This is a genomic window from Streptomyces sp. NPDC048565, from assembly GCF_040650935.1.
Lineage (GTDB): Bacteria > Actinomycetota > Actinomycetes > Streptomycetales > Streptomycetaceae > Streptomyces.
Genome location: NZ_JBEZIH010000039.1, coordinates 1 through 25,702 on the forward strand (window position 1 = coordinate 1; position 25,702 = coordinate 25,702).

Consider the following 25,702-nt stretch of genomic DNA (forward strand, 5'->3'; position numbering starts at 1 on the left):
AACCCCCCCACACCCCGCAAAACGTTTTTTTTTTGTTTGTCCTTGGTTTTCTCGGGGGGGCTTTTCCGTTCGGGGGGGGGGCCTTGCTGCGCAAGGCCCGACCGGTCCTCCGCTTCGCTCCATACCGGGTTGGGCCGGTCCGCTGCGCTCCCCCGCCCAACGGCCCCTCCGGCTCCGCCTCCAGGACCACCGGCCCGCTGGCGCGGGCCGGGCTGGCTGCAGGGAGGGAAGGGGGTGCTCGTTCGTGTGGCTTCCAACGTAGTGAGTGCATCAGAATGATGCAGCATGTAGATTTGGTGGAAACACGAGGGATGCTGAGGTGGGTGTCATAGTTATCGATCGGAAAATACCGGCAGGCATCACGCGCAGGGCGCAATATTTCATCCGAGCCCACGGTCATTGGGCTGGCCGTACTGACATTGAGCAGTACAGAGCCAAGTGGATGGAGCACGGCGTCCCTAAAGCGCAGATCGACCGGGTGTCCGCCTACGAGGCGGTCTGGGGTGGCCTCGTGCTTCCTCCTTCTCCCTACTATGACGGTGGGCCTCGGACTCTCAGCGGAGACGTACCTGAAGGGCCTGACCCGGACTGGCACTTCAGCGCCGGCCGACAGCGCACTGCGCTCCCCTACGCCTTCATGGTCGGGCCCAGCGGAGAGTTCGGGCTCCATGCGAGCACTTGGGCCCCCTGCACGCCAGGGGTGGGTGGAGGCACTGGCGCTGGCTGACCACGCCCGCAGGTGCGCTCGCAGCACCACCACGTTGACAGGTGAAGAGGTGGACGGCCTTGACCTCGACAGCTTCGATGCCGTCCCCGAGGTGGCCGGCATCGCGGACACCTGGTGGCGCGGCACCGGCTCGCTCATCGCCATCTACCGCGGTGAAGCCGAAGTCATGCACGCACCTCCATGCCGGACCGCCACGATCTACGCCGGACTCGGCCTGGAGACTCAGAGGACTCGACACATAGACAGACACAGATGACCTCATCATCCGGAACCGACCCCACAAGAAACGTGACCCGATATGTCGAGAGTCTCACTCAGGGAACATCAAGTCGACCAGAAGTCGGCGTTTAAAAAATGGGTGGGATTTCCTGCAAGGTCATCTGTGCCCCCGCAGGGTGTCCGGGGCACGATCGTGTCAGCGACCGGCTCGGGTAAGACGATCACGGCCGCAGCGTGCGCGCTGGAAGCGTTCGCGAACGGCCGGATCCTGGTGACCGTGCCGACCCTGGACCTGCTCGCGCAGACCGCCCAGGCGTGGCGCCTGGTGGGCCACACCGCGCCGATGGTCGCGGTGTGCTCGCTGGAGAACGACGCGGTGCTGAACGAGCTGGGAGTGCGCACCACCACCAACCCGATCCAGCTCGCCCTGTGGGCGGGGTCCGGGCCGGTCATCGTGTTCGCCACGTACGCCTCTCTCGTGGACCGCGAGGACATCGACGCTCCCGTGGGCCAGCGGAAGGTTCGTGGGCCGTTGGAGGCCGCTCTGGCGGGCGGGGAGCGGTTGTACGGGCAGCGCATGGACGGCTTCGACCTCGCGATCGTGGATGAGGCCCATGGAACCGCTGGTGATCTTGGTCGTCCGTGGGCTGCGATCCACGACAACGCCCGTATCCCGGCGGACTTCCGGCTCTACCTCACTGCCACCCCGCGCATCCTCGCCGCGGCCCGCCCGCAGAAGGGCGCGGACGGCCAGGAGGTGGAGCTCGCGACGATGTCGGACGACCCGGAGGGCACCTACGGCGCGTGGCTCGCAGAGCTCGGTCTGAGCGAGGCCATCGAGCGCGAAATCCTTGCCGGATTCGAGATCGACGTGCTGGAGATTCGCGATCCCTCGCCGGTTCTCGGGGAATCGGAGGAGGCGCAGCGGGGCCGGCGCCTGGCCCTGTTGCAGACCGCGCTCCTGGAGCACGCGGTGGCGTACAACCTGCGTACGGTCATGACGTTCCACCAGAAGGTCGAGGAAGCCCGAGCGTTCGCGGACAAGCTGCCGGAGACGGCTGCCGCGCTGTACCTGAACGACGTCTCCGACGCCGATCTGGCCGCCGCCGACAAGCTCCCCGCGTCGTCGATCGACGCGGAGTTCTACGAGCTGGAGGCCGGCCGCCACGTACCGCCGGACCGGGTGTGGTCGGCATGGCTGTGTGGCGACCACCTCGTGTCGGAGCGCCGCGAGGTTCTGCGCCAGTTCGCCAACGGCATCGACGCGGCCGGGCGCCGGGTGCACCGCGCCTTCCTCGCCAGCGTTCGCGTTCTCGGCGAGGGCGTCGACATCACCGGCGAGCGGGGGGTCGAGGCCGTCTGCTTCGCCGACACCCGCGGTTCCCAGGTCGAGATCGTCCAGAACATCGGCCGCGCGCTCCGGCTCAACAAGGACGGCTCCACGAAGGTGGCCAGGATCATCGTGCCGGTGTTCCTGGAGCCGGACGAGGACCCGACGGACATGGTCGCCAGTGCCTCGTTCCGCCCTCTTGTAGCCGTCCTTCAGGGCCTGCGTTCGCATGATGAACGTCTGGTCGAGCAGCTCGCTTCCTGGGCACTCACGAGCGGGAAGCGCAAGGTCCACGTCCGGCGTGACGAGGACGGGCGGATCGTCGGGGCCGCCGGCGGCGAGGGTGACGGCGAGGGCCAGGAGGACGATGACACGCAGGCCGCCACCGAAGCGGCCCTGCTCCACTTCTCCAGCCCGCGCGACGCGGCGACCATCGCGGCCTTCCTGCGGACCCGGGTCTACCGGCCCGAGTCCCTGGTGTGGCTGGAGGGCTACCAGGCCCTCATCCGGTGGCGGGCGGAGAACGAGATCACCGGCGTCCACACCGTCCCGTATGACGTTGAGGTCGAGGTGGGGGTCACCAAGGATTTCCCGCTTGGGCGATGGGTCCATCAGCAGAGGAAGGCGCTGCGGGCGGGTGAGCTGGAGGAGCGGCGCAAGACCCTGCTGGACGCGCCGGAGGCCGGGATGGTGTGGGATCCGGGAGAGGAAGCGTGGGAGAGGAAGCTCGCCGCGCTCCGGTCGTACTGGCGGACCATGGGGCACCTCGCACCACGCCAGAACCAGGTGTGGGGCGAAGGCGAGGCGATGGTGCCCGTCGGGCAGCATCTCGCCAATCTCCGGCGCAAGGGCGGTCTGGGCAAGGCCGCGGACCGGGCCGCCGTGCGCGCGAAGCAGCTGGCCGCGATCGACCCGGACTGGAACTGCCCATGGCCCCTGGACTGGCAGCGGCACTACCGCGTCCTCGCCGACCTTATCGACGCCGACGGCCACCTCCCGGCCATCGAACCCGGAGTGCTGTTCGAAGGCGACGACCTGGGCAAGTGGCTGGAACGGCAGAAGAACCCGGGCACCTGGGCGCAGCTGTCGACCGAGCAGCAGCAGCGGCTGTCGAAACTGGGCGTGCAGCCCGCTCAGGCCCCGTCCCCCGCCCCGGCGGCGGCGCGTGCGGCGAAGGGCCCGAGCAAGGCGCAGGCGGCGTTTCAGCGGGGTCTGGCGGCCCTCGCGCAGTGGGTGGAGCGGGAAGGCGTGGACCGGGCCGTGCCGCGCGGTCACAGCGAAGAGATCGCGGTCGACGGCGAGACGGAGCCAGTGACCGTGAAGCTGGGCGTATGGAGCTCGAACACCCGGGCTAGGCGGGACAAGCTCACCCCGGAGCAGCTGGACGCGCTGCGGAAGCTGGGCATGGACTGGGCGTGACATCGCCGTTGAGTTGTACCGCGGGAAAGCCTCGGGCTCTGTGGAGCCCGAGGCTTTGCGTCAGACTCAGGATCGGCATGCGGGGCGCGAGAATCTTCCAGTCCGGGCCTAGGGGCTCTGTCGCGTCACCTGGGGCTCGTGTTCCCACAGGAGCTACGCGAATCGTCCCTTCAATGCGCACCGTCGTCGATGTCAGCGTCACGGGTTGCTCAAAGATGTCGGGGGCAAGGGGTTGAGAGTTCCGGCGCTCTGCATGTCCCGGATCTTGTAGAGCGGGCCAGTTGTGTGAAGCATGATCCATGCAACCAGTGGCACGGCTGCGCGAAAGCGTTCCTGGAGACCGGGGGGGGCTGCTTCCTGTCGTCTGGCCGTGTCGTGATGCACGACGTCTGGGTAGATCCAGGCCAGGGCCAGCTTGAGGTCGTCCAGCGTGGCGGTCACTCCGGTCGGGGTGTCCGTCATCATCGAGGTGTAGCCGACCTCACGCGCAGTCGTTTCGCTGACCCGTGCTTTCCGTGTCCGGCGCACCTGCCTGACCCAGGCTATGTTCTGCGGCGTCCGGTCGAAGTGGCTCAGAGCCTTCAGCGTCTTGTTGTAGTAGCAGTCCTCCTGCTCGAGCAGGAGGGGCCTGACGCGAGCGGCTGGAGATTCGACCTGCTCCTCAGGAGGGAGGTCCTGTCTTATGGCCTTGGGGGCAATTGAAGGCGGGTCGTCTTGGCCCGGGAGTTCGCCTGTTGGTGATCAGGTGGCGGTCGTGCGGACCGCTACTGGCTTGCCGAGGCTCAGTTCGCAATGAGGACAGAATCTGGCCTAATCGGCCCCTACGGTCACGGCATCGGCCGGGATGCGGGATCCGCGGCGGGAAGAATGGGGATATCCATGTTGCGAGGGCTTGCCACCGTCAGTTTCTGGGCCGCTGATCTGGCGGCGGCGAAGAACTGGTACACAGAACTGCTTGGTGTGGAGCCGTACTTCGAGCGGCCGGGGTACGCCGAGTTTCGTGTCGGTGACTACCAGCACGAGCTGGGGTTGATCGACAGCCGCTACGCGCCCGCCGGCTCGGGGACCGGGCCAGGCGGTGCTGTCGTGTACTGGCATGTCGACGATGTGAGCGCGACTCTCGGAAGGCTGCTGTCCCTGGGGGCGAAGGAGTACCAACCACCCACGGACCGAGGTGCCGGGTTCGTCACCGCCGCCGTGACCGATCCCTTCGAGAACATCCTGGGCATCATGCGCAACCCGCATTACCTCGATGTGCTGGGCACGCGCCGGGACCAACAGGACGTTCGGCAACCGTAATTCCCGGTCGGGCCGTGACGTGAGAAGGACCGTACGGGTTGGGTGAGTTGTGAAGCTGGCCTGGGCCCGCGAGGTCTGTTCCGTCTGTTCCCATCCTGCCCTGTCCGGTGTCCCCCGCGCCCATTTCGGCGAGTTGTTCGCCGAACTCGCCGGACCGTGGGAAGCGGCCCGCCAGTCCGCGCTGCGTGCGGCACGCGGTGGCTCGCGCCGGCGGGCGGAAGGGGCTGGGCGCAAGCCGAAGCCGGCCCTTTTCGACCGGCTGCTGGTCACCCTGGTCCATCTGCGCCACCAGTTGCCGCACGCGGTCCTCGCCGGACTCTTCGACGTGGACCGCTCCACCATCTCCGAGGCCATCCGGCAGGTCCGTCCGCTCCTCGCGGCCCGCGGGTTCGCCGTACCCGACCGGGCGGGACTGCGGCTGAAGACCCTGGCGGACGTCTTGCCTACGCCGAGGCCGAGGGCGTTGAGCTGCGGGTGGACGGGGCCGAGACCCAGGTCCGCCGCCCTCAGGCGGGGCGCCCGGGCCGCCGGGCGTTCGTCTCCGGCAAGCGCAGGCAGAACACCATCAGGACCACCACGTTCAGCGACGGCCAGGGCCGCATGCTGCTGTCCGGCGCGGTCCGGCCGGGCCGCATGCACGATCAGACCGCCCTACGCACCGAGGGCATCGCCGAGCAGTCCCGGACCCGTCCCACGGTCAAGGCCCGGGTCGACTCCGGGTACCAGGGGCTGGCCAAGGAGTTCCCCGGCCAGGTCAGCGCACCGCCGAGGAAGCCCGCGGACGAGGCGTGCGACGGCGACAAGTACGCCTGGCAGGAGGCCAGGCGCCGCTAGTCCTCGGCCCGGATCTGCGTCGAGCACACCAACGCCGGGCTCCGCCAGTGGGCGCCTCTGCGCAGGTTCACCGGACGGCGCGACACCTACGCCGAGACCCACCTCGCGATCGCCGGTCTCGTCTGCGACCGGTCCGCCCAGCGGGCCACTCACCGACAGACGAGCACCGAGCTCGTCCGCGACACCGCCTGCTGATCACCCACCAGCCGAGCCGCCAGGCCAGCACGCCCGGATCTCAAATTCCCCCGAGGTTGTTAGTACCGCGTCTCCGTCTGCCGTGATCGTGACGTGCATCTGGGCCGTTGCCGGGGCTGTCAAGGCGGTCTTGTCAGTCGCCGGCGAATGAGCCTCCACCCGCCGTGCCCTCAGAACGAACGCCTCCAGGTTGGCCTGGTGCCCGCGGTCGAGGTCTTTAGGTTCATACCGCTGATCAGAGGCCATGAATGCTCCCTGTTCCATGAGTGAGTCGCGATGCGCGCGGCGCTGACGGATCAGCATCACATGGCGCTCCGCCCAGCGCCAGGAAGGCGGACGTCCGCCGGAAAAGGCAGCGCGGTGGAGTGTCCGGAGAGAGCCCCGGACATCGTCAGATGTTCGAGGCTCTCTGGCGCTGGCCTAGCCGGCGAGTCGCTTGAACACGTCCTCGAAGCGATTGAGGGTCTCGTTGTCGACCTGTCCGAAGAACTCTTGCCGGTCGCGGGTGAGTTGGTGCGCGGGCCCCATGGCTATGTAGGTGAGTGGGGGGTTCTGGCACAGATCTGGGGGAGCGGTTGCGGAACGTCACCGCAATTGTCTCGACAGTGCCCGAGCCCGGACTGAGGCAGGGGTTCGGCTATCCCGCACTCAGGTCGCTGGCTTGTCGCCCTCGATGGCGACGGGCCAGCCTCTCCTGACGGTTACGGACGTATGGTCTGGCCTTGCGCGGTGCCTTCCACCGTTGTCACATACGCCCGGGCCACCTCGGAGACAGGAGTTCCCTCGCTCCCGTCTGCGCCCATGCTTTCCAGGGTTTCCTTGATCCACCCAGGGCTGATGAGATTGATGCGAAGCCTTCGCGGCAGCTCGCTGGCCGCGTTGCGGACGAAGCCTTCCAGGCCGGTGTTGACGAGAGCCCCCAGCGAACCGCCGGCCAGCGGGGTGGAGAAGGTGCCCCCGGTCAGAGTGATGGAGCCGCCATCGCGCAGTCGGCGCACAGCTCGTTGCACCAGCGCGACCTGCCCCAGCAGCTTGCCCTGTACTCCAGTCACGATCTCTTCATCCGCCGCTGACTCCAGGTCCACCAGCGGGCCGCTGGCGGCGCAGCACACCACAGCGTCGAGATCCGGCACCTCATCGAAGAGTGCGTCCAAGGAAGACGGGTCTTCCATGTCCACCTTCACCGGCCCCCTGCGGGACCCCTTGATCACCTGATGAGAAGCCTCTAACGCGCTGGCGACAGCGTTGCCGATCGTGCCCGTCGCTCCGATCACAAGTACCTTCATGTCACCGATCATGTCAGGGTCGGTAACACACGAGCGACGTCTTTCTCCGCACTGCCACAGACCCGGGAGAGCGGTTGTGGACGGCTACTGAAGCAGGATCAACTTGCGGAGTAGTTCGAATCCGGCTCGCCCGTAGAGCTGTCTCTTGATCTTCTTGATGCGGTTGACGGCTCCCTCGATGCTGCCGGAGCTCCAGTCCAGGGTGAGCCCCGCTGTCACGGCGTCGAGGTCCGTAGCAGGTGGAGTGCGAAACCGTTGAGGCCAGGTAGTTGGCTGGCGTCGACCGAGTCGATCCAGGCAGGGAGCGTGGCACCCAGACGGTTGCTGAGTATCTCGCCGAAGTCGCGGACGTGCCCAGCGGCCGTGTCCAGTTCGGGGCAGCGCGCCAGGACATCCTTCAGCCCGGCGCGGTCGTCCTCGCTCAGCGCGGTGGGGTGTCGGGTGAGCCAGCCGGTCACCTGGCGCACCGTCGGCGGCCGGGGTGGGGCGCTGGCCGGCGCCCTGCGGAGGGTGGCGATGTGGGCGCGGGCCATCTGGTAGGTGACGGGGGCGTTGTCGGCAACAAGTTCACTGTGGAGGTGGGTGACGCTGGTGAATCCTGCGGCGAACCGTCGCTCCAGGTAGGGCTTGTAGGGGTCCAGCCTGCTGGGTCGGGGCCGGTTGTCGCGAATGGTGTCCTGCCAGCGTGCGGCGTTCGCCTCCCGGAGCACGGTGTCGAGGCCCAGCCCAGGTGCCGGGCGATCGCCTGGCGTGAGTGACCTTGAGCAAGGAGCTCGTGGACCAGTGCGTGTGCTGCCTTCTTCCGTTCGGCCCGCCGACCGGAGGCCAGTCCGGCGACCTCCGGCACCATGCCGCTGGGCGAAGGATTGCGCAGGCAGTCGCGGTGGGCGGCGACGCAGGTCTCCACGGCCCGGCCGAGGCCCTGCCGCAGATGGAAGCGGTCGGCCACCTGCAGAGCGGCGGGGGCACCCCGCCGGGCACCCTCGGCGTAGGCGCCCGCCCGGTCCCGGCAGATGATCTCCACGCCGGGGTGACTGATCAGCCAAGCGGCCAGCGGCCCGGCTTCACGAGTCGGGAGCACATCGACCACGCGATGGTCTTCGACGCTGGTCAAGACAGTGGAATAGGTCTGGCCGCGACGGATCGCGAAGTCGTCCACTCCCAGCACCCGCGGAGTGCTGAACCCTGGATCGGGTAGGGCCATGACCCTGCGCAGCAAGGTCATCCGTCCCGCGTCGAAGCCCAGCTGGGCAGCCAGCCGAGCCCCGGCCCGCCCGGCCAGGGCGAGCCCCACTCGCTCCAGGGCGTGGTTGAGCCGAGTGGTGAACCGTGCGTACGGGGCGGCGAGCCGCGAGAATGGCTCGGCGAACGTCCGGCGCGGGCAGTCCGCCGCTCCGCAGATGAAGCGCCGGACCGTCAGTCGGATCACGAAGCCCTGGTCAGCGAGCGGAAGGTCCTTCAGCCTGCGCTGGTACCGGTCATGGACTCGGTCCGAGAAGCCGCCGCAGTCCGGACATACCGCCCCGACAGTGCGGCCTCTCGCCACCACCTCGACCGTGCCGAACGCGGCCGTCACCGCCTCGACATCCACATCGTCGATCCCGGCGAACACCAGCGAGTCCCAGAACGGCGCATTGCTCTGCATGACCAGCACCATCACCGTCCACAACCGATCCCAGCAGCCGTCAGTAGACCTGAGGGAGCGTCAATTCAGGTCGCTGGACGACAAGGCGTACGCCGTCTCACGCGAACCCGACTCCCCGCAATCGAACAATCGGGGTAACACTCCGCAACGACTCCCCAAGATCTGTGCCAGAACCGAATCTTGAGCGCGTGCCATTGAACTTTGGCGGATGCAGCTCAGCTGCAAGTCCTCACCGATGCGGGAGACGATGTTGAGCCGCTGGCGGATGCGTGCTTGGTGGGTCACACTGCCCCTCATGGATGAGGGGTCGCCGCACTGATCGGCGCGATCGTCGGAGCGGTGGGTGCCTCTGCGGCAGCCCTCATTACTGTGCGTTTAAGCGCGCGCGGAGCGTTGGCGAATCTGCAACAACAGCGAGTGCAGTTCGATCAACAAGGGTTTGCCGATCACGTGCGAGTCCGCCGTGACGCCCGTAGAGATGCGTACGCGGCATTCGCCGGGCACTTCTACATTTTCATGGACATCGTCAAGCGAACTCACGAGATCGCTGAGACTGGTGACACCCGAGGGGCGCTCGCACTCATTCAGGTTGAGGCCGCCGCCGCGCACGGCCGATTTCTGCGCGCGCTCTCGGTCATATCGATTGAAGGACCGAGTTCTGTCACCACTGCGGCCGAAGCCATCGGTGACCGCGTCCACATCTGGATGGAGATGCGCTTGCGGATTGCAGGCATCTCCCGGCAATCGCTGGGGGCCTCGGGCTACGCGTCGATCGAAACCGGATTTCAAAACCGCCTTCCGTACGTTCAGGGAAGCCTCGAACCGAGCGCTCGACGACGAGGGCGCCTGGACTGGCTGACCCTTGAACGGCCATGAGCTGCAGGGCAGCCCGAGATCAAACTTCGATGGGCAGGACAGCCCGGCTCCGGTCAGTGCTCCCGTGCGGGGAGCAGGGCGAGGTCGGTGTCGTGCATGATGCGGTCGACGGTGTCCGTCAGGATGCTGTCGGCGTCGATGACGGTCTCGATGCTGCCGGGCAGGAGATCGAGCGGCCGGTACCACTCGCGCGGCTGGTTCTCGTCGGCCTCGTCCGCGATGGGTTTGGTCGCGTGTCTGGCCAGGGTCTCGGTGAAGGGCACGTCCAGGTAGTAGCAGGGGGTGTGTCCGCGGTGGCCGGCGCGCAGCTGCTGGGTCCAGGGCATCAGCGCAGGTCAGGGGCGAAACGTGCAGGAGCGTTTCACCGGTCGCGTGTCACCGTCACAGGCTGGTGTTGCACCTGCATGGGCTGCGCAGCGGGCAGGGCCGGGACGCGCAGCAGCTGGTCCGGGGCCGTGAACCCGTAGGTGGGGTCGAACGGGGAGCGGTGAGAGGGGGCGATGGCTGGAGCCATGCGGCGGGGGTGGAGGGCGCCTCCCGGCCGGAGCCCGGCGGACCCGGAGCGTCCGCTGCGGGCTGCCTGGTGCCGGGCCGCCGGGCCGCCGGGCCGCAGGGCCGCAGGGCCGCAGGGCCGCCGGGCCGCCGGGCCGCAGGATTCCGAGCGCCGCACGAATCCGCGGCCCGGCGTCGGGGCCTCGCGGGTCAGCCCGCGAAGCGGGCGCCGAGGCCTCCGTCGACGGGGATCTCGGCGCCGGTGATGCCACGGGCGCCCGGGCCGAGCAGGAAGGCGACGACCTCGGCCACGTCCCGGGGTTCGCACATCCGCCGCATCGGGTGCACGTTCACCACCTCGGCCTCGGCTGCCGCGGGGTCGGACTGGGCGGCGAAGTAGTCGCGGACCAGGGCCGTCCGGGTCCAGCCCGGACTGACCGCGTTGACCCGCACCCCGTGCGGCGCGAGTTCGAGGGCCAGGCTGCGGGTCAGCCCCAGCAGACCGGACTTGGCCGCCGCGTAGGGGAAGTACCCGGCGGAGGTGAGGCGGGCGTGCAGGGACGCGACGTTGACGATCGAGCCGGTCTCGCGCTCGCGCATGGCGGGGATCAGCTGCTTGGCGACGAGCCAGGCGCCTTTGAGGTCGACCGCGAAGACGCGGTCCCATTCGTCGGAGGTCATCGCGGCGGGGTCGAAGTAGGCGTTGATCCCGGCATTGTTGACCAGCAGCGTCGCCGGGCCGAACCGTTCGGCGACGGACCCGGTGGCCGCGGCGACGCCTGCCTCGTCGGTGATGTCGACGGCCAGCGGCAGCATCCGGTCCGCGTGGGCGGCATGGCGGTGGGCGGCGCGTTCGAGTGCGGCCTCGTCGCGGTCCAGCACCGCGACGGCGGCGCCTCCTGCCAGCAGGGCGTCGACGACAGCCTCGCCGATGCCCTGGGCGCCGCCGGTGACGATGGCGGTGCGGTCCTGGAACGGGTACGGGCTCACAGTGCCTCCCTGTGGGTGGCGCCGCCGGAAGGACGGGCGGCGATGGTCGTGGACGGGACCCCGGGGGCCCCGGGGTGCAGGATGGCCGGGCGGGCGGGCGGTGCCGATGCGCCGACCTCAGCGGCCAGCACCCGGCCGTCGTGCCGGGGGGTGCCGCCGGGCCGGGTCTCGTCGGGCCGGTCGTCAGGCAGCGGAGTGAGACCGATGGCTGCGGTAGCCACGAACAGGGTGCCGTTGACGAGCGCGGGGCTGGTGGGCTGGACGGCGGGGAGCGGCAGAACGGCGGTGAGGGTGCCGTCCGGTGCGTAGCAGTGGACCGCTCCGGCACCCCAGACCGCTACCCAGAGCTGGCCGTCGTCGTCCACCGTCATGCCGTCCGGGCTGCCGGCGTCCGGGGCGAACGAGGCGAACGCGGTCCGGTCGAGCAGTCGCCCGTCGTCGGGATCTGCCCGGAAGCGGTCGATACGGCCCTCGGCGCTGTCGGCCAGGTACATCAGCGTCCCGTCGGCCGTGAACGCCGGACCGTTGGGGATGGTCAGCCCGTCCAGCACGGTGGTGACGGACCCGTCGTGATCGACCCGGTGGAGCCGTCCGAGGCCGCGCTCCGGTCCGTAGGGCATGGTGCCGAACCAGAAGCGTCCCGACGGGTCGCAGCATCCGTCGTTGACGCGGCTGCGCGCGGGATCAGCGGCGCCGGGGTGGGCCAGCCAGGTGAGGCTGCCGTCGGGGGCGATCACGGCGGCGCCGGTCCCGGCCGCCGCCAGCCAGTGTCCGGGCAGGCCGGCCAGGGGTGCGACGGCGCCCAGCGGAACGTCCAGGCGCAGCAGGACGGCCCCGTCGCCGGGGGTGTCGGGATGCAGGACGGTGAGGGTGCCGTCAAGGATGTCGACGGTCACCAGGTGGTCTCCGGTGTGGCGAAGGCCCTCGCCCAGTTCGCGCCGGTGGGTGTTCCAGGGGCGGAACGCCGGTGGGACGCTCGCTCCGGTCGGGTGGCGGGTCAGGGCTCTCTCCTTCCGGTCCGTCGCACCCTCTGCAGGTCGGGGACGGGTGCGGGGCTGTGGGCGCGTCAGCGGGGGCGCGCCCCGGGTGGGGGCACGGCGGGGTGGTCAGCGGAGCGTGGCGCCGTCCTCCCTGTCCAGCAGGGTGAGTTCGCGGCGTTCGGGCAGCCCCTGCCAGTCCCCCACCGAGCTGACGGCGAAGGCGCCCAGGGTGTTGGCGCGTTCCAGGCGGTCGCGCGGGTCGAGGCCGTCGAGCAGCCCCGACAGCAGGCCGGCGGTGAAGGCGTCGCCGGCGCCCACGGTGTCGCGGACCGTGACGCGGCGCGCGGGAGTGTGTTCCCGGCCCTGCGGGGTGTGCAGTTCGGCGCCGTCGCCGCCGAGCTTGACGGCCACCTCCCGGGTGTGGCCGCTGGACAGCAGGGACCGGACGCGGTCGGTGGTGGTGCGGGCCGAGGGGTCGGCGACCAGGGCGAGTTCGTCGTCGGAGGCGATGACGAGGTCGGCGTCCCGGGCCAGCGGGCGCAGGACGTCGGCGGCCTCGGACGCGCTCCAGAGCCGGGGGCGGTGGTTCACGTCCAGGCTGACCAGGATTCCCGCGGTCCGGGCGGCGTGGACGGCCGTACGCACCGCGTCCAGCGGCTGCGGTCCCAGGGCGCAGGTGATGCCGGTGACGTGCAGGGTCCGGGCGCCGCTGAGCATGGCGGCCGGCACGTCTTCGGGGCACAGTCGGGAGCCCGCCGAGCCCGTCCGGTAGTACTGGATGCGTGTGAGGTCGGCGATCCGCGGTTCGGAGAGCAGCAGCCCGGTCGGTCCGTCGTGGTCGGTACGGGCCCCGGTGACGTCCACGGACTCGGCACGCAGGGTGCGCAGGATCAGGGTGCCCAGTTCGTCGTCACCGACCCGGCCGATCCAGCGGACGCGGTGTCCGAGCCGGGTCAGCCCGATGGCCACGTTGGACTCGGCTCCGGCTACCGAGAGCCGCAGGTCGGCCCCCATCCGGAGCGGGCCGGACGCCCGGAGGACCGCCATCGTCTCCCCGAGGGTCACCACCTCGGGGGCCGTCTCGGGGCTCATTCCCCCTCCCGGTGGCGGGCGAGGGCGGCGAGGAAGGCGCGGCACCGCTCCCGCAGCGCGTCCGGGTCGCCGCCGTGCGGGGCGTCCCCCGTGATGGGCGACCCTACGCCGACGGCGAGGGCCCCGGCCTCCAGGTAGGCGTGGGCGGCCTCGGTGTCCACGCCCCCGGTCGGTACGAAGGGGATCTCGGGCAGCGGTTCGCGCAGGGAACGCAGATAGGCCGGGCCGCCCGCGGAGGCGGGGAAGAGCTTGACGGCGGAGGCGCCCTCGCCGACCGCCCGGACGATCTCGGTGGGGGTCAGTGCCCCGGCGACGACGGGCAGTCCGAGCGCGTGTGCGGTGACGCTCCCCTCGGCGAGTGCGGGCGTGACGACGAAGGCGGCGCCGGCCTGCTGGACGGCACGGGCGTCGTCGCCCGTGAGCACCGTGCCGGCGCCGATGAGGGCGTCACCGGCCTCCCGGGAGCTGCGCGCGATGATCCCGGCCGCGTCCGGGGTCGTCAGGGACACCTCGATCAGGGCGATGCCCTCCTGGCGGAGGATGTGCACGGTCCGCTCGGCGGCGTTGGTGTCGGTGCCTCGGACGATGGCGATCACGCGTTCACGGCGGAGTCGGTCGGTAAGGCTCATACGGGTCGCTCCTCGGGGCGGCGGTGGGGATGCGGGGTCGGGCCGGTCCGGCGGGGGCCGTGTCACCATTCGGCGAACGATCCGTCGGGGTGGCGCCAGAGCGGGCTGCGCCAGGGGGCGCCTGCCGCGGCATCGGCCCGGCGGACCGCGTTCTCGTCGACGGTGATGCCCAGCCCCGGTCCCGTGGGGCGGGCGACGTGTCCGTCGGTGAAGCGGAAGACCTCCGGGTCGACGACGTAGTCGAGGAGTTCGGCGCCGTCGTTGTAGTGGATGCCGATGCTCTGTTCCTGGATCAGGAAGTTGGGTGTGGCGAAGGCGACCTGGAGCGAGGCGGCGAGCGCGATCGGTCCGAGGGGGCAGTGCGGTGCCAGCTGGACGTCGAAGGTTTCGGCGAGGGCGGCGATCCGGCGCAGTTCGGAGATGCCTCCGGCGTGCGAGGGGTCGGGCTGGGCGACGGCGATCCCGGCGGTCAGCGCGGGCAGGAAGTCCCAGCGCGAATACAGGCGTTCGCCGGTGGCGATGGGCACGGTGGTGGAGCGGACGAGCGGCTCCAGCAGCCGGGTGTGCTCCGGGGTGACAGGCTCCTCGGCGAACAGAGGGTGCAGTTCCTCCAGTGCGGCGAGCAGGCGTCGCGCCCCGGCGGGACCCAGGCGGCCGTGCAGGTCCACGGCGACGTCCCGGCCGGGGCCCAGCACCTCGCGCGCGGCGGCCACGCGGGCGTGCGCGGCGGCGATGTCGGCCGCGCCGCCCAGGCGCCCGGTGAGGCCGGTGGCGTTCATCTTGACGGCGGTGAATCCGGCCTCGACCTGGGCGTTGACGGCGTCGGTGATCTCGGTCGGTTCGTCGCCGCCGACCCAGCAGTAGACCCGGGCCCGGTCGCGGACGGCGCCGCCGATCAGGTCGTACACGGGGACGCCGAGCGCTTGGCCCCGGATGTCCCACAGAGCCTGGTCGATGCCGGCGACGGCGCTGGAGAGCACCGGTCCGCCGCGGTAGAAGGTGCCGCGGGTCATCACCTGCCAGTGGTCCTCGATGTGCCGGGGGTCCAGCCCGACGAGGTAGTCGGCCAGTTCACCGACGGCCGTACGGACGGTGTCGGCGCGGCCCTCGACCACCGGCTCCCCCCAGCCGACGATCCCCTCGTCCGTCTCGACACGGCAGAGGAGCCAGCGGGGCGGTACCCGGAAGGTCTCGATGCGGGTGATCTTCATGGTGCTTCTCGGTCCTCCGGTTCGGTGTTGTGTCCGCTGTCCCGGCCGGTGCGGTCGTCGTCGTCCGCCTCGGTCCCGGTGCGGGTGCGGGAGGGGTCTGCCGTGCCCGCACCGGGGGCGAGGCGGGTGCGGGAGGGGTCTGCCGTGCGGGCGAGGTCGGCGTCGGCGCGGGCGAGCAGCGCCCGCATGGTCTCCTCGGCGGCGGACGGGTCCGCGTCGCGGACGGCGCGCAGGACGGGTTCGTGCGCGGGGACCGGGTCGTCGGCCTCGGCGGAGTGGACGAGCCGGTCGCGTTCGGCCAGAGCCGGTCCGATGAAGACGTCCATGCGCTGGAGCAGTTCGTTGTGGGTGGCCCGGAGCAGGGCGCGGTGCCAGGCGAGGTCGGCCTCGGCGGCTTCGGCCGGGTCGCCGGAGGTCTCCCCCATGCGGGCGAGGGCCGCCTCCAGTGCGGTCAGGTCTTCCTCGGTGCGCCGTTCGGCGGCCAGGCGGGCGGCGGCGGGTTCGACGACCAGGCGGAGCTCGGCGAGGTCCCGCAGGACCGGCTCCGGGGTGTCCGCGGCGAACTGCCAGCGGATGACGTCGGCGTCGAGGAGGTTCCAGTCCTCCCGGGGGCGGACGAACGTGCCGCGTTTCTGCCGCGCGTCGACCAGGCCCTTGGCGGTGAGCACCTTGACGGCCTCGCGCAGCACCGTCTGGCTTATGCCGAGTTCGTCGATGAGGGAGGTCATGTCCAGGGTCTCCCCCACCCGCAGGCGTCCCTGCACGATGCGGGTGCCGACCTTCTCCACGATCTGTCCGTGCAGGCCTCTGCCTACGTACTCGGCCATGTTCCGTCCCTTCTCGCCCCGCACGCCCCGCGTGGTGCGCACACCCCACCCTATATAATTTATGAATTAAAACGGGTGCGGATTCCGCTCTCCCCCACGGTGATGCGGGCCACTCGCGCCCTGCCGCCGCCGGGCAGCGGTGCCGTCAACTCCCAGCGCCCGTAATGCTCCTGTCCCTCCGGCAGGCGGACGCCGCAGGCCCGCCCCGGCTCCAGCGTGCCCAGCACGAGCGGCTGCGCCCCGGCCGGACCGTGTGCTTCCAGCCGGCCTGCGGTGTACGGCACGAAGACGCCCTCCGCCCCGTCGCGGGGCGGCCCCGCCCAGTAGCCGGCCGGGGTCACCGCCCGGACCGGGCCGGCCGAGGGCCCGACGCCGAACTCCACGGCCAGCGCGGCCGACGCCCCCGGCGCCAGCGTCGTCAGCGGCCCCAGCACCTCACATTCGACGACGTGGTCACGCGGCCGCAGACCGCCCAGATGAGGCAGCCCCTCCGCCAGCGGGCACTGCATCCACACCTCGGCGCGCGACCCCTCGTCGGGATAGGGGCCCTCATGGACGGTGAAGCCCTGCGCCAGGGTGCGTTCCGGCCCGACGTGCGCCAGCCATCCCGCGGAGTCGGGGAAACCCACCTTCCCGACGACGTCCTGGTGCGGTACATACAGCACGTCGGCAGCGGCCTCCAGCACCTGCGGCCGGCCGGTGCCGGCGACCAGCGCTACGGTGGACGGCCGCCCGGACCGGGCGCGGCCGAGGTAGACACCCTCGGGACCCGCCGGGTTCGCCGGCGGCGCCCCGGCGATCTGGGTGACGTTCCACAGCGCCCAGCGGCGTTCCACGGCCGACGTATTGGTCATCATCAGGTGCAGGCCGAAGGCCGTGCTGCGGGGGCGGAGCACGATCCGGCGCTCCAGCCGCAGGCCGGTGCGGGGATCGTCGCCACTGGTCAGCACGAGCGCCGCTGTGCCGTCCCGCTGTTCGACCCGTGCGGTGTACGGGCCCGAGTCCAGCACCGGGTCCGGGGGGCCCGCCCACTGGCCGGGGCCGTCCCAGCCCTGCGGTGCGGGCCAGGTCTTGTCGCCGCCCCAGTTGAGCCAGTCGGCCATCGGTCCGTCGTGCGGGCCGGCCCGCACGCCCGGCAGCGGGGTGAGGTCGTCGTCCAGGAGGCGGGGGTTGCGGTACAGGAACTCCGAGCCGCCCAGCGTCACCGAGAGCAGCCGGCCGCCCAGCCCGGGCGCGGCGGTCACCGTCAGGGCGCCGGCGTCCAGCGTGATCAGCTCTCCGTACGCGGTCGGTGTGCGGCGTACCCGCACCGCGTCGTTCGCGGCGGTCACCGCTCAGCCGTCCAGACCGGGTTCGAGCACGACCTTGCCCCGGGCAGCGCCCGCGGCGAGCCCGAACGCCTCGTCCGCCCCCGCGAGGCCGAAGCGGTCGCTGACGATGCGCTCCGGCCTGACGCCCCAGCGCACCAGGTTGCGTGCCAGCTCCGCCATGACCGGCACCGAGGTGACCCAGGAGGCGTAGAGCGTGACCTGCTTGTGCAGGAGGGCGTCGGAGACCTCGGTCTCCAGCGTCCCGCCCTCGCCGACCAGTGAGATCCGTCCCCATTCGGCGATGTGCCCGATGGCGGTGGACCTGCCGGGGCGGGTGCCCGAGCAGTCGATCGCGGTCGAGGCCCCCCGCCCGCCGGTGAGCGCCGCCACGGTGTCGGCCGCCTCTTGCGGGGTGACCGTCGCGTCGAAGACGTCCAGTCCGTCCGCCCATGCGCGGCGCTCGGGCGAGACCTCCACCCCGATGACCCGCCGCGCGCCACGCCCCCGGCCGGTCATCGCCGCGGCCAGGCCCACCGGGCCGAGGCCGACGACGAGCAGATCGTCGTCGCCGTTCACGCCGATCCGCCGGATGCCCTCGTAGGCCGTGCCGAAGCCGCAGGCGATGAGTGCCCCGTCGACGAAGCTCAGCTCGCCGGGCAGCGGCACCAGGGTGTGCTCGTCGGCGAGCAGGTAGTCGGCCGCTCCGCCGTCTCGCTGCCAGCCGTAGGCCGCGCGGGAGGGATCGGCGCAGCTGATCTGGTAGCCGCGTGCGCAGTTGTCGCAGAGTCCGCATCCGGCGATGTGGTAGACCACCACCCGGTCGCCCGCCCGGTACCGCCGCACGCCGGGGCCCGTCGACACGACGGTGCCGCTGGGCTCGTGACCGGCGACGACGCCCCGGTAGGCGGGACCGTCCACCCCGCGGTGGCTCTTGTGCTCACGGTAGATGTAGCCGATGTCGCTGCCGCAGATACCGGCCGCGCCCACCCGCAGCAGCACCTGTCCCGGGCCGGGCACGGGCACGGGCAGCTCCCGCACCTCGGCGGTGCTGTTGCCCGGCAGGTACACGCCGCGCATGGTCGCGGGCAGCGGGGCGGTGGTGTCACTCATGAGGTGTCCTTCGCGTGGGTCGAGCCGGTCATGGCGGACGGGTCACGTGGTGCGCGTCGTGAGGCTCTTGCGGGAGATGACGACGTTGATGAGTACGGCACCGACGATGATCAGGCCGCGCACGACGTCCTGGAGGAAGGAGTTGACTCCCAGCAGGACCAGCCCGTTGGCGATCACCGAGATGAACACGACGCCCAGCATCGTCCCGACCAGGCTTCCCCGGCCCCCGGCGAGAGCGGTGCCGCCGATGACGACGGCGGCGATCACGTCGAACTCCAGGCCCGCTGCCGCGCCGCCGTTGCCCGAGCCCAGCCGGGCCGCCATCAGAATGCCGGTGAGAGCGGCGAGCACTCCCGTCGTGGCGAAGAGCACCACGCGCACCCGGCTGATCCGGATGCCCGCCAGCTGTGCGGCGGCCGCGTTGCCGCCCACCGCGTAGACCGACCGCCCGTAGGCCGTCCGGCGGGCGACGTACCAGAACGCCAGGAACAGCAGCACCAGAACGATCGCCGGGGTCGGAACGCCCAGGATCTTGCCGCCGAGCACCTCCATGAATCCGCCACCAGGGGTGGCGACGGGGAGCGCGTTGGTGGTGTAGAGGGCCAAGCCGCCCAGCGCGCTCCAGAGTCCGAGCGTCGCGATGAAGGACGGCACCCCGAACCGGGCGCGCAGCCAGCCGGCCGCCGACCCCCAGAGCGCACCGGCGATCAGGGTGAGCAGCAGCGCGATCGGCAGCCCGAAGTCCCATTCGGAGGCGGCCTTGGCGAAGAGCACCGAGGCGAAGGCCACGGCCGGACCGATACTGATGTCGATCTCCCCGGCGATGATCACCAGGGTGACACCGAGGGCGGGTATGCCGACGGTCGCGGCGTCCCGCAGAATGCCGAGCTGGTTGTCGGCGCTGAGGAATCCGCCTGCGATGACGCCGAGCACGACGTACAGCACCACGACGGCCGCCAGCAGACCGAGTTCGTTGAGGTGGCGCAGCCTGCGGAAGCGGACGGCGCCCGCCGGCGATGACGGGGGGCCGGACGGCTTGTCGGCCACGAGGGTCGAGGACATGGTTGTCTGCCTCACACTTCCACGGCCATGGTGGCGGCCATGATGTCGTCGAGAGTGATGTCGGGTGCGAGGAACTCGCGGGTGAACCGGCCGTTCTGCAGCGTCAGGACCCGGTCGCAGACCAGCGGCAGTTCCTCCAGCTCGCCGGAGACGAAGACCACGGCGGCGCCTTCGTCGGCCAGGGACCGGACAAGCCGGTAGATCTGCTGCTTGGCCTCGACGTCCACACCTCGGGTGGGTTCGTCCAGGAGCAGCACCCGGCTGCGGGCGTGCAGCCAGCGGCCGATGACGGCCTTCTGCTGGTTGCCGCCGCTGAGATTGACGATGGGGGTGTCCAGGCCCGGAGTCTTGACCGCGAGCCGGCGCACCAGCCCGTCACCGGCCTCGGCGGCCCGGCGGGAGGAGAGGCCGGCCCGGCCGCTGACCCCGGCGAACCAGGACATCGTCATGTTCTCGCCGACACCCAGCAGCGGGACGATGCCCTCACCCTTGCGGTCCTCGGGGGTCATGCCCACCCCGAGCCGCTTCATCTGCGCCGCGGAGGGACGCGCGACCGGCCGCCCCCCGAAGGCGACCGTACGCTCGGCCTCGGGCTCGAACCCGGCGACCGAGCGCAGCAGTTCGCTGCGCCCGGACCCCAGCAGCCCGCCGATGCCCAGCACTTCACCGGCATACAGGTCGAAGCCGATGTCCTCCAGCTTCGGCGCCAGCGTCAGGCCCCGCACGGACAGCAGCGGAGCACTGGAGCGGTCCACCGTGCGTAGCGCGAACGGTTCCTGCTCACGGGCGGCCTGGCCGAGCATGAGGGCGACGATCTGTGTGGTGGTCGCCTCCTGGACATCCACCGTGTCCACCACACTGCCGTCCCGGACGACGGTCACGCTCCGCGCCACCTGCCGGATCTCGTCCAGCCGGTGGCTCACGTAGATCACCGCGACACCGGATGCGGAGATACGGCCGACCGCCTCCAGGACGGTGCGCGCCTCACCGGCGGCCAGCGCGCTGGTCGGCTCGTCGAGGATCAGCAGCCGAGGCCGGCGGCGTACCGCGCGGGCGATCTCGACGAGCTGCTGCTCGGCCAGCGAGAGGGAGCCGACCGTGGCCTCGGGACCGACCCGTACGTCCAGTTCAGCCAGCACCTCGGCGGCCTCGCGGCGCATACGGGGAAAGTCCACGCCGGACAGGCCGCTGCGGGGCCACTCGCCGAGGAACAAGTTCTCGGCGACCGTCATCTCCGGGACCAGGCTCAGTTCCTGATGGACGGTGGCCGCACCCAGCTCGGCCGCCCGGCGCACCCCGCCGTGTCCCAGGGTCTCACCGCCGATACGTACCTCACCGCTGTCGGGGACCTCGACACCGGACAGCATCCGGATGAGCGTGGACTTGCCCGCCCCGTTGCGTCCGAGGAGGGCACGGACCTCACCGGGCTCGATCCGGAAATCGACGTCGGACAGCGCGCGGACACCCGGATACTGCTTGTTCAGGCCGCTCGCCTCGGCGGCCGGCACAGGGGCCGGCCGGCCGGGCGGCGGTGAGGGAGTCGTCATATTCGCTCCAGGGGAACCGGAGGGACGGGAAAGAGCCCGGCAAGGGCCCGGAAAGCGCTCGGAAAAGGGGTCCAGACGGCGCCGGCCGCGGACCCGGCGGCCGTCACGGCAAACCGTCCGGGTGAGCGGTCAGCCACTCGCCGGCGTCCTCGGGGGTGGAGTAGAGCCTCACCGGGGCCGGCACAACGGGATTGTCCAGCTCCTCACCACCGATGACCTGCGCGGTGGTGCGCGCGGCCAGCTCGCCGACCTCGATCCCGGAAATGTCCACATCGGCCTTGAGCACCCGGTGGTCGGCCAGCTCCCGGGCCAGGTCGGCCGTCATGTCGCTGCCGAAGACCACCGTCCGGCCGACGAAGCCGCGCTGGCGCACGGCACGCACAGCACCCATCGTGCTGCCGCCCGACTCCCCGTAGAAGGCGTCGACCCGAGGCTGCGCACTCAGGACACGGTCAGCGACCTCGACGGCCTGGTCGATCGTGGTGCCCTGCTGGTTAGTGACGATCCGCGCCTGGGGCAGCTCGGCCAACAGCGCCTTCTCAAAGCCCAGCCGGCGCTGGATACACACCTCGACCGTCTCGCAGTTGAGCACGGCGACATGAGGATCCTCGATACCTTCGGACTTGAAATGCTTAGCGGCCTCCGCCCCGGCCAGCTCCCCGAACTTCAAGGGATCACCCAGCACCCAGGCACTCACGTACTTCCGCGTCGCCTCCTCGGTCAGGCAGGTGTTGTAGCAGACGACCTTGACGCCACTCTCGTGCGCCAGGCGCACAGCGGGAATGGACGCCGTAGTGGAAACCGGCGAGAGCACCAGGGCCTTCACCCCCGCGGCACTCACAGTGTCGACGAAGGTGCTCTCCCTGGAGGCATCGCCCTGAGCATTCAGCTCCAGCAGCTGCACCTCGCCCCCGAGGCTCCTGACCGAGTCCTGCATGCCTTTACGCACACCGGCGTAGAAACCCTGAGCATCCATGTAGACCAGCCCGACCCGCCCCCCGTCCCCGGCCCGCGGTATACACCCGGTCAGCGCGACCATCGCCAGCGCAAGACCGAGGCACACGACGACCGCGGTACGACGCCGCTCCCTGCCGTTCCTCATGACATCACTCCGAATCACGTACAAAAAGCTACGTACGACCACAACCAGCACAGACCAGCGCAGACCAGCGCAGACCAGCGCGGACCGGCGCGGACCGGCGCGGACCGGCGCGGACCGGCGCGGACCAGCGCGGACCAGCGCCGCAGCGTGCTCCGAGTATGAAAGACACACCCAAGCAAGGTCAAGATTAATTGCTAATTAATGAATTGATCATGATCGGCGCCCACACCCCCCGACAGCGACACCCCCGAAGAACCACACAGACACACCGCCCCAACCAAACAACCAAAGGACGCACCACAGGACAGACACCACACACCCGACACCGACTCAAGACAGACCGCCAGCACGCACAACCGATCAGCAGCATCCGCGACGGCCATGGGCGAGCTGGACCGGCCGTGGACATGAATCGAGCCCCGCAGATGCAGCGACCGGCCTTGCCCCGGTCGTCACGGAACTCAGCAGCCGCATTCCCGCGAGTCACGGGCGGTGACGAGGGCACGGCGCTGGGGAGACTGTCGCGCCTTGACCGGGACAACCGTTTTCGGCCGATCTTGCAGACGCAGGCGACAGCTTTGCCAGGCCTCGGACGACATGTCGACCGCCCTCGTCACCGCGCTGTCGCACTGGGCCACGCCAAGCAAGTCCGGCACGGGAAGCGCCTTCCCCCTTCGACTGCGCTGCCAGCCACACCACAACAGCCACTCGGCCACCCCGTAACAGCAACCACAACCCCGCCTGCACCCACCACCAGGACACCAAAACGCCGAGCCCGCCGACGCCCACCCACTCACAGCCGCCGTGACCACGCCCTTCCTACTATTGTTCAGGCGTGCATCGGAATGCCGGAACAAGGGTGATGGGGTGGCGAATTGAGCACGATTGCGATCGTCGGCGCAGGTCCGCAGTTGGGGCGCGCGATCGGTCGGCGGTTCGCCGCCGAGGGATTCGATGTGGCGTTGATCGCCCGCAACCGTACGACGCTCCGGGCCGTGGCCGACGATCTGTCCGACACGGGCGTCCGGGTCGGGGTGTTCCCCGCCGACGTCACCGATCGTCCCGCTCTGCACGCGGCGCTGACGGCCGCCGAGGAGCAGTTGGGGCCGATCGACGTACTCGAGTACTCGCCCGCGCCCTCCCCGGCCGACCTGCGCCGCGCGCCGCTCGTCGAGGCCACGAAGGTCACCGTCGACTCGGTTCTGGCCCAGCTGGATCTCTACCTGCTCGGCGGTGTCGCGGCGGTGCAGCACGTCCTGCCCGGCATGCTGGAGCGCGGCAGAGGGACGGTCCTGGTCAGCAGTGGCGCGGGGTCGGGCCCGGTGATCGCCCCACACGTGGCGAACGTCCAGATCGCCACCGGCGGGATGCGCAACTGGATCCTCAACCTACATGCGGCACTTTCCGGTACCGGCGTCCACGCCGCGCACGTGGCGATCGCCGCCTTCATCGGCCAGGGCGGCCACGACTCCCAGCCTCAGACGATGGCCGACGCCTACTGGCGGCTGCACACCCAACGCACCGAAGCCGAACTGGTCATCCAGGACCTGCCGGACGACTACCTGGAACGGGGCCTGGCGGACAAGTTCGTCGAGTCCTGAGCCACTGACGGCTCCGCAGGCCGTTGTCAGGCGGGTGAGTCCGGGACCCGGCGCCGTGGGCGCGGGCCTGACGTCCGGTCACGTCGCCGTTCACCGCCCCACTGCCCGGGAGATCGCCAGGCCCGCCGTCCGCAGCGCCGTCCGAGCGGCGGTGGTCCGGGCTCCGCCCCCGTCGGGGGCAACCAGGGACAGCGCGCCCAGCGCGTCACCGCGACGGTCCAGGATCGGGGCGGCGACGGTCGACATCGTCGTGGGCCCAAAACGCAAGGGGTTGGGCACCGTCATGGCGCAGACGCCCTCCGCGCGGACGGCGGCCATGAACCGGCGCAGGAGCGCCGCGTCGTTCGCGTCGGCCAGTGCCTCCTCCCGCACCCGCTCGGGGGCGTGCGCCAGCAGGGCGATGCCGATGCCGGTCCCGGTGAGAGGGAGGCGGCCGCCGACCCTGTACTCGACCGCTGCCGAGTCCCGTGCGGACAGGCGCTCGACGAGAACAGCCTCCTCGCCGTCGCGCACGGCGAGAAGGATGTGCTGGCCGGTGACCCGGTGCAGGTCCTGCATGAACGGCAGCGCGGCGGCGCGCAGTCCGTGACCGCGGGGCGCCAGCGAGGCGATCTCCAGGAGCTGCAGACCGACGACGAAATCGCCGTTGTCGCAGCGTTCGAGGGCACCCACACCCGTCAGCTGAGCCGCGATCCGGGACGTGGTGCTCTTCGGGAGTCCCGCCCGAGCCCCGAGCCTGTGGAGGGGCAGGCCCTCCCCGGCCTCCGCGAAGGCCCCCAGGACCCTGAAGGCCCGCTCCAGGACCGGTTCACCGCGGGGCGGCCGCCCCGAGCGAGGGGTCCGCACTGGCGTTCCACTCATCGGAATCGTCGGTACACGTCGGCGGCCACAGTTCGAATACTAGCTCCGTGGCCCGCCCACCCCACGACCGGTGGATACCCGTACTGGTCAGACTCGGGCTCAAAACCCCAAGGAGACAGCAATGACGGCCAATCCCGCGCTGCGCGACGTCTACATCCCGCACGCCTACCCCGAACAGCAGGCCGACCTCGGTGAGATCACCATGAACTACGCCCAGGCCGGTGATCCGGGCAAGCCCGCCGTGCTGCTGCTCCCCGAGCAGACAGGCTCCTGGTGGGGGTACGAGGAAACGATGGGCCTCCTCGCCGAGGACTTCCACGTCTACGCCGTCGACCTGCGGGGCCAGGGGCGCAGCAGCTGGACGCCGAAGCGGTACAGCCTCGACAACATCGGCAACGACCTGGTCCGGTTCATCGCCCTGGTGGTGCAGCGACCCGTCGTCGTCGCGGGCAACTCCTCCGGCGGCGTCCTGGCGGCCTGGCTGTCGGCATACGCCATGCCCGGACAGATCCGGGGTGTGCTGTGCGAGGACGCCCCGTTCTTCGCGTCCGAGCTCCTCCCCACGTGCGGCCACTCGGTCCGCCAGGGGGCGGGCCCGCTGTTCGAGCTCTTCCGCACGTACCTCGGCGACCAGTGGAGCGTGGGCGACTGGGAAGGCTACCGTCGCGCGGCCGGCGCCGCGTCGTCGCCGATGGCACGGCACTTCGTGGCAGACGAGATCCCCCAGCACATGAAAGAGTACGACCCGGAGTGGGGACGGGCCTTCTGGGAGGGGACCGTCGGACTGAACTGCCCGCACGAACACATGCTGAGCCAGGTCAAGACGCCGGTGCTCCTCACGCACCACACACGCGGCACCGACCCGGAGACCGGCGGCCGGCTCGGGGCACTCTCCGACGAGCAGGCCGCACAGGCCAGGCGGTTGATGGAGTCGGCGAAAGCGAAGGTCGACTACGAGTCACTGCCGGACGCGCCGCACGTGATGCACCAGCTCGACCCGGGACGGTACGTCAAGATCTTCACCCAGTGGGCGGCCACCCTGGCCGAATGACCACGGG

22 protein-coding genes and 3 pseudogenes are annotated in these 25,702 nt (G+C 70.5%); 8 read left to right on the forward strand and 17 right to left on the reverse strand.

Annotated features, from left to right (window positions below; translation table 11 throughout):
• Positions 1-776 precede the first annotated feature (776 nt).
• Positions 777-983, forward strand: a complete 207-nt coding sequence (locus AB0C75_RS33290) for a hypothetical protein (protein WP_362895849.1) — start codon at positions 777-779, stop codon at positions 981-983.
• A 42-nt stretch (positions 984-1,025) separates the two neighbouring features.
• Complete coding sequence (locus tag AB0C75_RS33295; RefSeq protein WP_362895850.1) at positions 1,026-3,695, forward strand: Helicase associated domain protein; 2,670 nt, start codon at positions 1,026-1,028, stop codon at positions 3,693-3,695.
• A gap of 198 nt (positions 3,696-3,893) precedes the next feature.
• Here the strand turns inward: AB0C75_RS33295 and AB0C75_RS33300 are convergent, their stop codons facing one another.
• Positions 3,894-4,157 (reverse strand): hypothetical protein, encoded by a 264-nt coding sequence (locus AB0C75_RS33300; RefSeq protein WP_362895851.1) that lies wholly within the window; start codon positions 4,155-4,157, stop codon positions 3,894-3,896.
• A gap of 417 nt (positions 4,158-4,574) precedes the next feature.
• On the opposite strand from AB0C75_RS33300, the gene AB0C75_RS33305 reads away from it, so the two are divergent.
• The 3 genes and pseudogenes from AB0C75_RS33305 (at position 4,575) to AB0C75_RS33315 (ending at position 5,828) form a co-directional block, all read left to right on the forward strand.
• The gene (locus tag AB0C75_RS33305) at positions 4,575-4,994 is read left to right on the forward strand and encodes a VOC family protein (RefSeq protein ID WP_362895852.1); all 420 of its coding nucleotides are present in this window, start codon (positions 4,575-4,577) and stop codon (positions 4,992-4,994) included.
• Positions 4,995-5,043: 49 nt separating this feature from the next.
• Positions 5,044-5,322, forward strand: a pseudogene (locus AB0C75_RS33310) (transposase family protein); the annotation flags it as partial.
• A gap of 146 nt (positions 5,323-5,468) precedes the next feature.
• Positions 5,469-5,828: a transposase family protein gene (locus tag AB0C75_RS33315; RefSeq protein WP_362895854.1), complete on the forward strand. Its 360-nt coding sequence runs from the start codon at positions 5,469-5,471 to the stop codon at positions 5,826-5,828.
• Positions 5,829-6,724: 896 nt separating this feature from the next.
• Here AB0C75_RS33315 and AB0C75_RS33320 read toward each other — a convergent pair.
• Complete coding sequence (locus AB0C75_RS33320; protein WP_362895908.1) at positions 6,725-7,309, reverse strand: short chain dehydrogenase; 585 nt, start codon at positions 7,307-7,309, stop codon at positions 6,725-6,727.
• An 84-nt stretch (positions 7,310-7,393) separates the two neighbouring features.
• Positions 7,394-8,969 (reverse strand): annotated as a pseudogene (locus AB0C75_RS33325) (ISL3 family transposase).
• A gap of 501 nt (positions 8,970-9,470) precedes the next feature.
• On the opposite strand from AB0C75_RS33325, the gene AB0C75_RS33330 reads away from it, so the two are divergent.
• Positions 9,471-9,830 carry a hypothetical protein gene (locus tag AB0C75_RS33330; RefSeq protein WP_362895856.1) on the forward strand — a complete coding sequence of 120 codons (360 nt, stop codon included), beginning with the start codon at positions 9,471-9,473 and terminating at the stop codon, positions 9,828-9,830.
• 53 nt (positions 9,831-9,883) lie between these two features.
• Here the strand turns inward: AB0C75_RS33330 and AB0C75_RS33335 are convergent.
• The 13 genes and pseudogenes from AB0C75_RS33335 to AB0C75_RS33395 all read right to left on the reverse strand — a co-directional run.
• Positions 9,884-10,141 (reverse strand): annotated as a pseudogene (locus tag AB0C75_RS33335) (kinase); the annotation flags it as partial.
• A gap of 50 nt (positions 10,142-10,191) precedes the next feature.
• On the reverse strand, positions 10,192-10,344 hold the full coding sequence (locus AB0C75_RS33340) for a hypothetical protein (protein WP_362895858.1): 153 nt from the start codon (positions 10,342-10,344) through the stop codon (positions 10,192-10,194).
• Between the two features lie 188 nt (positions 10,345-10,532).
• The gene (locus tag AB0C75_RS33345) at positions 10,533-11,312 is read right to left on the reverse strand and encodes a glucose 1-dehydrogenase (RefSeq protein WP_362895860.1); all 780 of its coding nucleotides are present in this window, start codon (positions 11,310-11,312) and stop codon (positions 10,533-10,535) included.
• The gene (locus tag AB0C75_RS33350; protein ID WP_362895910.1) at positions 11,309-12,382 is read right to left on the reverse strand and encodes an SMP-30/gluconolactonase/LRE family protein; all 1,074 of its coding nucleotides are present in this window, start codon (positions 12,380-12,382) and stop codon (positions 11,309-11,311) included. Before AB0C75_RS33350 ends, AB0C75_RS33345 begins: the two co-directional genes overlap by 4 nt.
• Positions 12,383-12,418: 36 nt before the next feature.
• The gene (locus AB0C75_RS33355; protein ID WP_362895862.1) at positions 12,419-13,384 is read right to left on the reverse strand and encodes a sugar kinase; all 966 of its coding nucleotides are present in this window, start codon (positions 13,382-13,384) and stop codon (positions 12,419-12,421) included.
• On the reverse strand, positions 13,381-14,013 hold the full coding sequence (locus AB0C75_RS33360; protein WP_362895864.1) for a bifunctional 4-hydroxy-2-oxoglutarate aldolase/2-dehydro-3-deoxy-phosphogluconate aldolase: 633 nt from the start codon (positions 14,011-14,013) through the stop codon (positions 13,381-13,383). The genes AB0C75_RS33355 and AB0C75_RS33360 overlap by 4 nt, the downstream gene beginning before the upstream one ends.
• Positions 14,014-14,075: 62 nt before the next feature.
• Positions 14,076-15,224, reverse strand: coding sequence for a galactonate dehydratase (gene dgoD / locus AB0C75_RS33365; RefSeq protein ID WP_362895866.1), 1,149 nt, complete (start codon positions 15,222-15,224; stop codon positions 14,076-14,078).
• Positions 15,221-16,051 (reverse strand): FadR/GntR family transcriptional regulator, encoded by an 831-nt coding sequence (locus tag AB0C75_RS33370; RefSeq protein WP_362895868.1) that lies wholly within the window; start codon positions 16,049-16,051, stop codon positions 15,221-15,223. The genes dgoD and AB0C75_RS33370 overlap by 4 nt, the downstream gene beginning before the upstream one ends.
• Positions 16,052-16,110: 59 nt before the next feature.
• Positions 16,111-17,382, reverse strand: a complete 1,272-nt coding sequence (locus AB0C75_RS33375; protein ID WP_362895870.1) for a DUF4380 domain-containing protein — start codon at positions 17,380-17,382, stop codon at positions 16,111-16,113.
• A 3-nt stretch (positions 17,383-17,385) separates the two neighbouring features.
• Positions 17,386-18,471 (reverse strand): zinc-binding dehydrogenase, encoded by a 1,086-nt coding sequence (locus AB0C75_RS33380; RefSeq protein WP_362895872.1) that lies wholly within the window; start codon positions 18,469-18,471, stop codon positions 17,386-17,388.
• Positions 18,472-18,513: 42 nt separating this feature from the next.
• Positions 18,514-19,533, reverse strand: a complete 1,020-nt coding sequence (locus AB0C75_RS33385; RefSeq protein ID WP_362895873.1) for an ABC transporter permease — start codon at positions 19,531-19,533, stop codon at positions 18,514-18,516.
• An 11-nt stretch (positions 19,534-19,544) separates the two neighbouring features.
• A complete protein-coding gene (locus AB0C75_RS33390) occupies positions 19,545-21,080 on the reverse strand; it encodes a sugar ABC transporter ATP-binding protein (RefSeq protein ID WP_362895875.1) in 1,536 nt (511 codons plus the stop codon).
• Between the two features lie 103 nt (positions 21,081-21,183).
• Entirely contained in the window at positions 21,184-22,182 is a 999-nt protein-coding gene (locus AB0C75_RS33395) for a substrate-binding domain-containing protein (RefSeq protein WP_362895877.1), read from the reverse strand.
• Positions 22,183-23,057: 875 nt separating this feature from the next.
• On the opposite strand from AB0C75_RS33395, the gene AB0C75_RS33400 reads away from it, so the two are divergent.
• Complete coding sequence (locus tag AB0C75_RS33400; RefSeq protein ID WP_362895878.1) at positions 23,058-23,783, forward strand: SDR family NAD(P)-dependent oxidoreductase; 726 nt, start codon at positions 23,058-23,060, stop codon at positions 23,781-23,783.
• A 90-nt stretch (positions 23,784-23,873) separates the two neighbouring features.
• Here AB0C75_RS33400 and AB0C75_RS33405 read toward each other — a convergent pair whose 3' ends face one another.
• Complete coding sequence (locus AB0C75_RS33405; RefSeq protein ID WP_362895879.1) at positions 23,874-24,644, reverse strand: helix-turn-helix domain-containing protein; 771 nt, start codon at positions 24,642-24,644, stop codon at positions 23,874-23,876.
• Between the two features lie 121 nt (positions 24,645-24,765).
• On the opposite strand from AB0C75_RS33405, the gene AB0C75_RS33410 reads away from it, so the two are divergent.
• Entirely contained in the window at positions 24,766-25,695 is a 930-nt protein-coding gene (locus AB0C75_RS33410; RefSeq protein ID WP_362895880.1) for an alpha/beta hydrolase, read from the forward strand.
• Positions 25,696-25,702 lie beyond the last annotated feature (7 nt).